The organism is Schlesneria sp. (genome assembly GCF_036405755.1).
In the GTDB taxonomy this organism is placed as follows: Bacteria; Planctomycetota; Planctomycetia; order Planctomycetales; family Planctomycetaceae; genus Schlesneria; species Schlesneria sphaerica.
The window spans coordinates 17,966-29,667 of sequence record NZ_DASWWZ010000597.1 but is presented as its reverse complement, the minus strand read 5'-3'; the positions used below and the strand labels follow the sequence as shown (position 1 = coordinate 29,667).

The 11,702-nt window shown below is 55.9% G+C and carries 12 protein-coding genes; 4 read left to right on the top strand and 8 right to left on the bottom strand.

The genetic code is table 11. From position 1 onward, the window contains the following. The 8 genes from VGE80_RS19860 to VGE80_RS19825 form a co-directional block, all read right to left on the bottom strand. Positions 1 to 224, bottom strand: a 224-nt coding sequence (locus VGE80_RS19860; protein ID WP_440593861.1) for a Na-translocating system protein MpsC family protein, incomplete at its 3' end; no start/stop codon positions are given. A 200-nt stretch (positions 225 to 424) separates the two neighbouring features. Next, positions 425 to 1,264: a hypothetical protein gene (locus tag VGE80_RS19855; protein WP_440593860.1), complete on the bottom strand. Its 840-nt coding sequence runs from the start codon at positions 1,262 to 1,264 to the stop codon at positions 425 to 427. Next, positions 1,243 to 1,656, bottom strand: coding sequence for a phage holin family protein (locus tag VGE80_RS19850; RefSeq protein WP_373650046.1), 414 nt, complete (start codon positions 1,654 to 1,656; stop codon positions 1,243 to 1,245). Before VGE80_RS19850 ends, VGE80_RS19855 begins: the two co-directional genes overlap by 22 nt. 3 nt (positions 1,657 to 1,659) lie before the next feature. After that, the gene (locus VGE80_RS19845) at positions 1,660 to 2,115 is read right to left on the bottom strand and encodes a hypothetical protein (RefSeq protein ID WP_373650045.1); all 456 of its coding nucleotides are present in this window, start codon (positions 2,113 to 2,115) and stop codon (positions 1,660 to 1,662) included. A 244-nt stretch (positions 2,116 to 2,359) separates the two neighbouring features. Next, on the bottom strand, positions 2,360 to 2,563 hold the full coding sequence (locus VGE80_RS19840; protein ID WP_373650044.1) for a hypothetical protein: 204 nt from the start codon (positions 2,561 to 2,563) through the stop codon (positions 2,360 to 2,362). A gap of 148 nt (positions 2,564 to 2,711) precedes the next feature. Continuing rightward, a complete protein-coding gene (locus VGE80_RS19835; RefSeq protein WP_373650043.1) occupies positions 2,712 to 2,912 on the bottom strand; it encodes a CsbD family protein in 201 nt (66 codons plus the stop codon). A gap of 84 nt (positions 2,913 to 2,996) precedes the next feature. Beyond that, positions 2,997 to 4,922 (bottom strand): AI-2E family transporter, encoded by a 1,926-nt coding sequence (locus tag VGE80_RS19830; protein WP_440593859.1) that lies wholly within the window; start codon positions 4,920 to 4,922, stop codon positions 2,997 to 2,999. Positions 4,923 to 5,298: 376 nt separating this feature from the next. Further along, positions 5,299 to 5,466 carry a DUF1328 domain-containing protein gene (locus VGE80_RS19825; RefSeq protein ID WP_373653848.1) on the bottom strand — a complete coding sequence of 56 codons (168 nt, stop codon included), beginning with the start codon at positions 5,464 to 5,466 and terminating at the stop codon, positions 5,299 to 5,301. A 1,312-nt stretch (positions 5,467 to 6,778) separates the two neighbouring features. On the opposite strand from VGE80_RS19825, the gene VGE80_RS19820 reads away from it, so the two are divergent. The 4 genes from VGE80_RS19820 to VGE80_RS19805 all read left to right on the top strand — a co-directional run bounded on the left by VGE80_RS19820 (position 6,779) and on the right by VGE80_RS19805 (position 11,097). Continuing rightward, positions 6,779 to 7,402: a hypothetical protein gene (locus VGE80_RS19820; RefSeq protein ID WP_373650041.1), complete on the top strand. Its 624-nt coding sequence runs from the start codon at positions 6,779 to 6,781 to the stop codon at positions 7,400 to 7,402. A gap of 145 nt (positions 7,403 to 7,547) precedes the next feature. After that, on the top strand, positions 7,548 to 7,955 hold the full coding sequence (locus VGE80_RS19815; RefSeq protein ID WP_373650040.1) for a hypothetical protein: 408 nt from the start codon (positions 7,548 to 7,550) through the stop codon (positions 7,953 to 7,955). A 362-nt stretch (positions 7,956 to 8,317) separates the two neighbouring features. Continuing rightward, a complete protein-coding gene (locus VGE80_RS19810) occupies positions 8,318 to 10,126 on the top strand; it encodes an alpha-amylase family glycosyl hydrolase (protein WP_440593858.1) in 1,809 nt (602 codons plus the stop codon). Positions 10,127 to 10,971: 845 nt separating this feature from the next. Beyond that, entirely contained in the window at positions 10,972 to 11,097 is a 126-nt protein-coding gene (locus VGE80_RS19805) for a hypothetical protein (protein WP_373650037.1), read from the top strand. The last annotated feature ends 605 nt before the right edge of the window (positions 11,098 to 11,702 follow it).

The following is an 11,702-nucleotide window of genomic DNA, read 5'->3' as shown; positions in this document are numbered from 1 at the left end:
TTCAACAGAACGGTGGCGGCCGCCGAATTGGCTCCACGGACCAGGCGAAGTTCCGATGGTGTCAGAACTCCTGACATGCGAACGAGGAGCATGTCGCCAATTAAATGGGTCCGAATCTGTTGAGGTCCGCGTCCGAAGTACTCCAGTTCAAACTTCACAATCAAATCAGAAATCGCTGCTTCGAGCTCGCCACGGGTGACAACGCGATCAATCGACTCGAACAAACCTGGATCCTCGCAAGCGGGCAACGAATTATCACACGAAGTCCGTGAGGTCAGACAATCTGATGGCGTGAGTGTAGAGGGCATCGAAAAGGGGGTTCTCTCGAGAGGACAACAAAGAGGGGGGCGGATGCCCCCCGGCGCGGTCTCGATGAGCCACCGCGCCGGGGGCATCGTTATTCGGTAAAAAACCGAAAAAGAAATTATCGGGGAACGGAGGGGACACCCCGAGACTGGCTACCACCGCTTGAAGTGGAATCCGAAGTGAACAGAGAGCCCTGCAGGCATTCGCCCCCCAGTTTCTGCGTGACTTCGTCAATGACGTCAGCCAGTGGCTTCTTCATCGCTTCAGGCGCCGACTGGAGAACGGAATCCCGTACTGCTCCTAGCGCCGTTCCGATGGCAAGTCCCTTCAACTTGTTGATCTCTGGTCCCAGCGTTTCGCTGAGCATGGAAATCCAGGACTTACTCGGGGGTGCTGATGACTGAGGCGCGCTGCTCAAGGGACGCAGTGTGGAATCATTCGCAGCGTATTGGGCCACGGTGGGAGGAACCGTATTCGTCGGACTGGGCGCAAATTCTTCATAAGGCCGACTCGATAACCCCTGGATTCCCGAGTGACCGTAGGATTTTGACCTTGTTCGAGCTTCCGCACTGGGGCGGTGCAGAAGCGATGCGCCGACATATCCCACTGCCACAGCACCCATCATGGAGATCCAGGGGTGCTTCTCGACATGTTGTGAGATATCGAAAGCTCCTTTGACGCTTTCGACTCCATCGTAAAGTGTCGTGCGAACATCCTGCACCGTCCCTTGTACGGCGTCAGTGACAGTGCCCACCGTTTCCGAGACGGTAGCCGTAGCGGTTTGTACTGTTTCCAGCACATTGGCCGTTGCCTCTTGTACGGTGGCGGTTGCCGTTTCGACTGTCTCGGCAACTTTTCCTTCGAGCAACTCAATCTTGTGAGCCAGTGACTCACGCGATTCTTCCATTTGAGCCAGGAGTTCGTCCTGTTCACGTGCTATTTCGGTGTCGACAGCCATTCGGTGTCCTCTTTCATTGCTTGTGCAGTTTTGGGAGTCAGGGCTTCAACGGATTTCATCTGGTTGACGCCGATCCCCACTGCGATGGCCCCTAAAACCACAATAAAAGCTCCGACAATCCCGTAGCACATCCACAGTGACAACGTCGGAACCTGAGTAGACAGCAAGTGAACCAGCATCAGACAGACCAGAATCAATCCGACTTGCAGGACTGCAAATCCCGCCCCCAGGAACGAGGCACCGGTTGTTGCCGTCTTTAAGTCCTGCTTGATTTCGTTCCGAAACAGAGCCAGATGCTGAATACCCAGGTTCTGAAGATCGCTCACGATTCCGCTGACGAGTTCAGTCACCGAGGGCTCCACACCCGGCTCGGGGGAAATGGAAGTTGACATGGATTATGTCCTTGATGAAGTAGCTCGCGCGACAAGAACCCCCAAACCGATCCCGATCAGCAGGGCGGGAATTGGATTCTTGCGAATGACCGAGGAGACATCCTGCATGATGCCGTCGAGGCCTTCACGTTCCAGGTATTCGCCCGTCTCGGTCAATCGCTGGGCAACAGCCGAGGAAGCCTGACCCAGACGCCCCTCCTGGGGGATGTTGTGACGGACGGCTTCGCCCGCGGCCTTCAAACCGCCACCGATCGCACATGCCGCGTCTTCGGCTTTCTGATCCAAGTACGACCCTGCGCTGGCAATCCCCTTCGAGGCATTGCACGCCGCTTCACTGGCCTGGTCAGCCACGTACCCGGCAGCCTTCCGTACATTGTCCACGGCACCCTGGGCGCCCTGAGCAACGGCCTGCGAGGCTTCCTGGACTTTGTTCTTCGCCATTGTTGTTGTGTCTGCCATGATACTCGTACTCCTGTTCGTAAGGTTGGGAACCACGGTGTCGAAGACTGACATCGTGGAGTATAGCAATAGCGATTAGCGTGCCAGTCGCTTTTTCGACCTGTGGAACTGTTTACTGGCTGAAAACGGATCGACTGGCACGTTATCGCAAGCAGCAAATCTGGGTTCATGACTGGTAGGCGTTCGTGCTGTTCGAAGGCCACTCATCGTCACTCAATCTGAAATGTGTGTGTGCGCACATCCGTCAGGGAGTCGTCGGCGTGACGGGAACCGCGTCAGTTCCCTTATGATCCCCTGTCTTTTCCACTTCCTTTTCCGTCGTAATTGTCGTCGTACCACCCGGGGTCTGAATCTTGGTCTCATCCTTCACGGTGGAGGTCTCCGAACAACCTACGAAGAATCCCGTGGTCAAAGCGAGCAGGCAGGTGGTGGAAATCAGGTTTCGCATTCTCAAAGTCCTTTCAACACAACTCAAAACAAGGTGACCGGGATTCCTCTGTGACCGACATTGATCGACGATGGCACCCCGGCCCGAATCTCTGTCTCTTACAATTCAGTTCAACCCACAGCACGTATGAGGAATGTCCGAAGCGACATCACTTGAGGGCGCGGATAAAGTCGTCAAGTTCTTTCTCAGCCCGGTCTTTGGCGTAGCCGTACTTCTGCTGGAGCAGACCTGCAAGCTGGTCCCGCTTACCGGCGACGACAGTCAAGTCGTCATCCGTAAGCTTTCCCCACTTTTCCCTGATCTGGCCCTGGAGCTGTTTCCAGCCTCCCTCGATCTGATCCCAGTTCATGATTTTCTCCTTCTCTCATTGTCAAATCGTGTTACCGACTCACAGGGGAAACACCCCAAATCTGTTTGCAAATTTGACCAGCGGTTAATGAGCTGCTGCGCCCAACATCGTCGCGCCGACTGCGGTTGACTCCGTTTCCGGCGTCATGGAACACTCTCCGGGAGGGCACGATTGGTGATCGCAGATCAGTACAGGCAGCCGCGCCTGAAACAATGTTTTCGACTCAACAAGGCTTGTGACCACGAAGCTCGCCCCCGCCATTTCGAGCTGCTGACGGTCATGGGCACGGCTTCGCTTGGGTCCGAAACGCCCGACCACAATTGGCACATTGGGTGCCGCTGCGTGCAGTCGCTTACACAGATACTTTGCGTGACCCATCCCCCCCGGGGGGGTCGACGCAATGTAAATCATGGCTGGTGCCGAACCCCTGACTTCCGCAGCCAGCTCTGACGAAAGGGTTTCAAGCGATTGGATCTGCACGTCGAAGTGCAGAGGATCCAGCAGACGCTCTAGCATCGTCAGAACCACAACATCGGACTCGTTCGCACCTGGACACGCCAGGATGCGTGCGCGAGGGGCCGACAGGGCTGACTCCCTCTGCAGTTCCGACTCTTCTTCGGATTCCTCCTTATTTACCACACACAGGGGCACTTCATTGAGGCACTCCCGCATCGTGGTATGAATGGCTTCCTGTTCTTCCTCGTCCAGGAATCCCCGCTGGACGTCGCGGTTGGAGTAGACCAGAGCAGGAACAAATAATTGGTCATAAATTTCATCAGGGACGGAATCGGCGTCTTTCATCCGCTTTTCGATCAGTTTTTTGGCTTCGTGCTCATCCCCAAGCATCAGTCGCTGGTAAAGGCTCTGGTCGGCGGAGAGAGCCGGTTTATCACCCAGCAACAGATAGAGAAATCGTAGTGATTCGACGTTTTTACCGAGTACAACCAGGCAAACGGCGAAGGGTGCAGAGAGGACCAGTCCAACCGGGCCCCACAGGAACAACCAGAACGCCGCCGAAATGATCATCGCCGTGGCAGACACTCCAATGGTGTGTCCGAACAACAACGGCTCCACCACATTATTGGAGATCAGCTCAATCACCAGGACGAAAGCCAGCACCGACATGGGTTGCCAAAGCCCGTCTGACATCGCGAAACTCATCGCGATGGGGAAGATCGCGCCCACCCAAGGTCCGATATAAGGAATGAAGCGGAGTGCCGCGGCCAGAAATCCCCAGAGGATGGCGTAGGGAACCCCCAGCAGCAGCAACCCGATCGTCAGCACAACCCCAAATCCCCCGTTGACCAGCGCGACCATTCCCAGATAGCGGCTGACACGGTCGGTAATATCTTCGACCGCTTTACTGGTCCCTGCCAGTCGCGCCCGACCCGCCAGCAGAACAATGCGATCCCGTAGGTCTTCACGCTCAATCAGGAAGAACATCAGCAGGACGAAGGCGAAGGCGAGCGTCGCTAAGGTTTCGAATGCAGAACCGAGGTATTCCGTGTAGTTGAACCACGACTCGCCACCGGGAGTCACGACAACGGGCCCCGGCGCTCCCTCTTGTTCAGACGTAGGGACGGTTTTTTTTCCATTCGCGGGAAGTTGCAGTTCCTCGCTGATCTCCTGGATCATTTCAGCAATATGTTCTCGTGTCGGCCCTGAACCAAATTCTTTGAGAGCCCTGACTTTCGCTTTTATTCTTTCCGTATTCCGAGGAAGTTCCTCCAGCATCCCCGTCACCTGTGTCGTCAACAGCCAGCCGATGCCAAAGAGAATCACGCCCGCGATTCCTGCAGCGATTACCACTGAAGCGATTCGATGAATTCCCCGTCGGTTCAGTGCCGTCACGATGGGATTCAGCAGGAACGTCAACAGCACCGCCAGAGCGATCGGAATCAGGACAGGGCGTCCCCATTGCAAAGCCATTACGACGATACATGTCACCACAGCCCCTGTGAGGACAACAGTCGCCCGTTGAATGGTCGGAACGGAACGGGAATTGGACACGGTAAGCGATCCCTCAATCAAGCACGAATATCGCCAGGACGAAAAACAGATTCGAGAAGGGGAGCAACGCCGCTAATGAAGGCTTCCCTGCAGAGTGACAAAAAACCGGAGCGAACGGCGGCGCATTCAAACGTGCGAAGAGCACACGTCTTACGAAAGATGCGAAGTACGACTTTTCACCGAAAAACCGTACTTCGTGCCTTTATGAGTCGGGGCGACAGTTCTGTCGGATGGCAGACCACGAGCTGTGATGACTGCAGCGGGAAGATGTCCCCGATGGCTGAGTGAGGCGACCTAACCTGCACCTCGCTCCGAAGAACGGAGAGAGGGCAAGGTTAGCAGGATACTGGTAGCAGCGTCCTGAGCTGGTCGGTCGCTAGACCGGCGGTACCCGTCGTCCTGTCAAAAGTGAGAACAGGAAGAGAACGAGGAACACGACGAACAACACTCTTGCAATCCATGCGGCATCTCCCGCAATTCCACCAAATCCTAAAGCCCCTGCGATCAATGCGACAATTAAAAATGTCAGCGCCCAGTTTAACATGGTAGTCCCCGCCAGAAGGTGAAGTTGAGAGATGCCGAACATGACATCAAACTGAAGTTGCAAGCTGGATTGATCTCGCTGGATCTCTGCGGAAATCTCCCGCTCTCCTAAGCCTGGTCAGCAATTTGACCAGCAGAACCAACGTGCCTAAAGCGGCTTGCTTCTGCCTTCATCCGATTGCAAACAGGATGCCAAGACTAAAAACCGCCACTCGGAATTTGCGACGGGAGGGCCGTCCGGAGTTCATCAGGCAAGGTCCGTACGCCTGTAAATCAGGCCTTTCTGAGCTACTGATTGGATTACCATACTTTCTCCCGGAAACTCTGAGAATGAGCGGTTTCGTTCCACGCTGATTCTGGGACGTACAAACTTCAGTGACTCTACCGCACCAGTTCCTGTTCCCCTCGACCAAATAAGTTGGGCCGCTATACGTAGCTGATCGTACGAGATAGTGATTTCTCTCGTAACACGAATAACGCAGATTCCCGCCCACTAAGATACCGCGGTAGAGTTCCCAGCTTGCCTCATCACGATTGCGGAACGTCCGCTCCGTGATGAGGAATCCGCGGTTGCCGCGAATTCGCGCCGTTCGGTGCGGCGGCGTCAACGAGAGGTTCCCCAACAGTCACCACCCCCCATCCGCTTCCAACAAGCGACTTCCCTTGTAAGGGGATGCCAGGGCAGGGGAGTCAAATCAACCCGAAGAGGGGAATTCTGCGTGCTACGGTTGGTGACCCATTACTTACCAATCCATCCTTTTGGGGGACCAAGCCAAAGTAGGGACGCTCATAGAGAACTGGTATAGCGGCCCGACTAACGGACGAACGGACTGGTGCATCACCACACAGCCCAACCGGAACTCTTCCTGAATGTTTCGAAAGGTCCGAATGCCCTCCGCAGCCGTGTTGCGGGTCGTCACAAGTCCCGTTGGCGCAATCACCTCTCTTGCCGCTGATCAGCGACGTTCGCCAGATCTTTGACCCGGGCCATGTCGGATAAAGGGGTGCCAGTCCCTACCTTCTCAAGTCTCTGGCACGCCTTCTGCTTAATGATCACTTCGGAATGAAGCAGTCCCTTATCGCGTGACCGCTGCCTTCTTTCCACCTACATCGAAAGTGGACAAGCAACGCTGACGCTCGAAGCTCGATTAGCTGAGGCCAGACAGCAAGGCCCGTTTCTCCTCCGCATTGTCGGGGTATCGGGAAACCTGGCGGTGCCGATTCGACAAGATTGACTTTGAGATCCTCGCTCCGTGTCGGGTCGGTACTCGACAGATGGACTTGGGTAAGACCTCTGTGAAGGAACATTGACCATGACAGCCACGACCCATCAAACCGCAGTGATCGGTGTTTTTCGTAATCACGCCGATGCCAACAATTGCTACCTGGACCTGCTCCGTCGAGGGTTTAAGTCCAGCGACATCAATCTGATGATGTCCGATGAGACTCGAACTCAGGTCTTCTCGGGTGGAGAGGAACCGGACGAAGAGATCGAGGCCCGCGTCGAATCGATGGACAATGAAGGTCCTAATGTGGCTGCAGTCGCCATCTGCACTCAGCGGAAAACCAAACAGGCAACACAGACCCTCTCGCCCGAAGGGATGGGCCTGGGTGGCAGTATCGGCACGATTGCGGGTGCGACACTCGCCGCACTGGCCGCCGCAGGAACCACCGTCGTTATTCCCGGCCTTAGCCTCGTCGTGGCCGGCCCCCTCATGGCTGCCTTCGCTGGCGGTGGTGCCGGGGCTTTAGCGGGTGGAATCATCGGCGGGTTGGCCGGTATCGGAGTTCCCGCCCCTGTTGCAGAGGACTATCGCCAGGCCTTGTTCGATGGGGGCGCCGTGATCAGTGTGCAAACCCGTCCTGAAGACGGGGATGAAGTTGTTGATCTGATGACTCTCAACGCCGGGGAACATGTGACTCGCACCGAGTGGTAAGCGGGCGAGAACATCTCCCAGAGCGATCCGACGTGCAAAATTGCGGATCGAATCAGGCCGCAATCTTGCTACCCTGATGACGCATCTACGAGTAACCCAACGCCCGTCGCGTGACGGAAGCGGGCTCTTTCAAAGGAGGAAAATCATGTCGATATCCACAGTCAACGCGGAAAGGCCCGAAGTGCCGACCCGTTCGCTCGAGCGAGGTCGTGAGCAGTTTCAGGATCGATCCCATGAAAGATCACTTGAGCGAAGTATTGAGCGTGAGCCACAGCCCAATTCCTGGAAGGTTGTTGCTGCTGGTTCGGTCGTCCCACTGGGACTCGCCGTTGCCGCCGCGGTGACGACATCGCTTACCAATCACGAGCGAGTCGCGATGACTGCCTGGATTGCGGTCGCAGTGGTTGGCTCCGCCTCCGTCATCTCCAGCGCCGTGGCGTCCAGCCGACGGTCAGTCAATGTCGATCGGCAGGACTCAGGGGCAAAGGCCCGTGGCCTGAACGTGGGCAACCGCGATGACCGCGGCATGCCCTCTGGCAACATCGACCGATAGCCTCGTATTTGCATGGTCTACGTCAGGATCTCGTGCAGTCGAAAAAAGGAAGAGGCGTGGATGGCTGTCCGCGCCTCGCGCTGCTGAATGACGTGACGAGTGCCGAATTAAATTCAGCGAAATGCTTCTATGGCCTTCTGTCACTGATGTCCGAGTCAGCAGGATGCCATGTCATTGCAACAATGCTGTCTGCCCCAGTGGGACAAGCCAACGACTGACCTCCACGTCAGCAGTCTCTTTGCGTGAGATCACTTCTTTTCTCACGCGCATTCTCGGTGCGATCGTCGAGAATGCGCTCATGGATTGATCCCATTCCTCAATCACCTTACTTACAAATCGTCCCAATCTTCCGGAGAACCTTCATGTCTGAAAGCGGGCCAACTCATCAATCACCGTCCCCCATGGGCGCCACCGTGGAGAATGATGGAGTGACATTTCGTGTCTGGGCACCTCACGCTCAACAGGTTTCTGTCGTCGGCACATTCAATGACTGGAACGGAGAGGCGAACCCACTCGTCCGAGATGAAGCAGATCACTGGTCGACGAAAGTTGCGAATGCCAAGTTCGGCGATGAGTATCGTTTTCGAATCATTAACGGAGACCAGGAACTTCTCCGCATTGACCCTTATGCCCGGGAAGTGACGAACTCCATCGGCAACGGTGTGATCTCGGACAGGAGCTTCGACTGGGAAGGTGATGCCTTTGTCATGCCCCCACGTAATGAACTCGTCATCTATGAAATGCATATCGGGACTTATAACCCCACCACCCCCGATCACCCGGGTGGCTTCGAAGAAGCGATCGAAAAATTTGATCATCTCGTGCAGCTTGGTGTGAACGCCATCGAAGTCATGCCGACTGCAGAATTCGCGGGGGACTACTCGTGGGGCTACAACCCGGCACACATTTTCGCCGTCGAAACAACTTACGGCGGCCCACGAGCGCTCAAGCAATTCGTGAAAGAAGCACATCGCCGCGGCATCGCCGTCATCCTGGATGTTGTCTACAACCATTTTGGCCCGAGTGATCTGGACCTGTGGCAATTCGATGGCTGGAGTGAGAACGACGGTGGGGGTATCTACTTCTACAACGACTGGCGCGCCGAAACGCCCTGGGGACGGAATCGTCCCGATTACGGACGAAAAGAAGTCCGACGCTTCATCGAGGACAACGCCAACTTCTGGCTGGAGGATTTTCACCTCGACGGACTCCGTTACGACATGACATTGTTCATTCGAACTGTTCGGGGAGACAGCGACCCCCAGGCCGAGTTACCCGATGGCTGGAACCTGATTCAGGGGATGAACGGGGCAATCCGCGCCAAGTATCCGGCGAAACTGCTGATCGCAGAGGATCTTCAGAACAATGACTGGTTAACCAAGGATCCGGCTGAAGGAGGCGCTGGCTTTCACCTGCAATGGGATGCTCAGTTTGTCCACCCCATCCGTGCGACGGTCACGACGGTTGAGGATCAGGATCGCTCGCTCGACAGCGTCATCAGTGCCCTGCTGGCCTCCTACAATGGCGATCCCTTCCAGCGGGTGATTTACAGCGAATCCCACGACGAGGTTGCCAACGGTAAACAACGTGTCCCTTCGGAAATTGATCCCGAGGATCCGGGCAACTACTTCGCGAAAAAGCGGTCCACGCTCGCCGCAGGTCTCGTCTTCACCGCGGCAGGGGTTCCCATGCTGTTTCAGGGACAGGAATTTCTTGAGGGGGGCTGGTTTCAGGACACCGTCCCCCTCGACTGGGCGCATACCGAAGAGTACAGCGGAATTGTGCGACTTTACCGTGACCTGATCCGGCTGAGGCTGAACCAGACAGGCAAGACCCGGGGATTGTGTGGATCAGGTTGTCACGTGTTCCACTCGAATCCCGCTGACAACCTGCTGGCCTTTCACCGCTGGTACGATCATGGTCCCGGTGACGATGTCATTGTGGTGTTGAACCTCGCCAACGAGGAACGGAGTGATTATCTCCTGGGGTTCCCTGCGGAGGGGACCTGGAAACTGCGCCTGAATTCGGACTGGAAAGGTTACAGTGCGGACTTTGCTAACATCCCCAGCAGCGACGTCACTACCCAGGACGAGGCACGGGACGGTTATGAATGTTCCGCCCCGATCTCCGTCGGCCCCTATTCGATGCTGATCTTCTCACAAGACGCCTGAGGCCGACGGGATTCAATCCCGGGTCACTGGTCGCGAAATCCGGAAGTGACGTTACATCGCCACTGATTTCCGTAAGCCCGGGCCGAGAGAGCGATAGCACCAAGCAGACTACATATTCGCAAATAGTCAGTGATTATTTCAATTAGACCCGTCGATGGTCGATCAAGAGACCCTCGACGGGTCTTCGTTTATTCCGCCAGAGCAACTTCAAGGAGAGGGCTCCAAAGACTAACCTTAATACGGCGGGTTCAGTTGTAGATCGAGGTCTTCGAACGCGATCCATCAACCTTGATGAGCGTGGCCGATGGCTCTTAGCCCCCCCTCACGCTGCTCCTCACTCCCATTCGCTAGGGGACTTTCCATACTCCCGCCCGGCATCTCATTGCCCGAACAGGTATCAGGGGACGAAGGGCGAATCAGGAGAGCCTCTGGGAGCGATCCGCGCCCTGGTGGTCGAGATGAGGGGGTTACGAGGCTTGGCGCAGAGCGGGACTGAGCTGATTCGCCCTGAGTGATTCCGATACCGAGAGATGTCTCCGCAGACCTTCCTCTCGTTCGGCTGAGAGAGCAGTTCGGCGTTCTTCCTACAGCTCGAGTTCTTCATCCCCTGAGAGCTTCTTCACCCCGTTTTCCCCCTGTTTCCGAAGCGATTGGACGATCATCGTGCGAATCGTAGGGCCGCCGAGCAGGCGTCTGGGAGAGATGTTCAGCCATAGCACGATGATGCCCCCGAAAGAGCCCTTGTGAGTAATGAATTCCGTTCGGCACACATCTTGCGTTTACCTTCTGCCAAGCAATTGCCTCACCTACATCGCGACTCACTTTCACAATAAGGGGTAACTCAAATGACACCACTCGACGTCCCACTGATCATTGCCGCCGCCGAATATTCTCTGGTCTATCTGCTGTTAGGAGGGGGATTCTTCGGAGCCTTCGTGATCTATGTCATCGCCAAGATGCTCGGCCGATAGACAGAGCGGGTAGCCATTCACTTGACTCAGAAGGAGTTCGCCCGGCAGGTCTGCCTCCCGGGAGGAACTCCTCTCTCAAGAAATGCAGCGAGAGCGGCCAGAATCACCTCAGTGCATCAGCCCTGATGAGTCTGGCCGCTCTTGTTTTTTCCGTCGATGGGTTTACCTCGACGTGTAGCCCCCCGGAACGGATCCGCCACAGCCGATTTTCTCACCTCTCCTTCGTCAATCGCCAGACCCTGCGGGTCGCTTTCCCGAGCGAATACGCATGAATGCGTCAACACATCTTGACGCACCGTTTCTATTTTTTAAAATTAAGAAAACGAGCCCGACAGTACCGAGGCAAAGGACGGCATCCACGTGCGAGCGAGAGCCCCTGTTCGGCCCACGGGTCACCATGTCAGCGAGCTCAGTTGCTCTGGGAATTGAGCAATCCCCTCTTTCAATGAAAGCGGGATGTCGCTCCAGAGACGTTTGCTCGTTTCCCGCCACGAACACCTGGAATCGATGGCATTCCACTTTGTGCAGGTCCCCTCAGCACCTGTGCATCGCGTGTTGAGCACGTCAGTTCGCAGCCCTCACCCCCTGCTTCACTTGTCATTGAT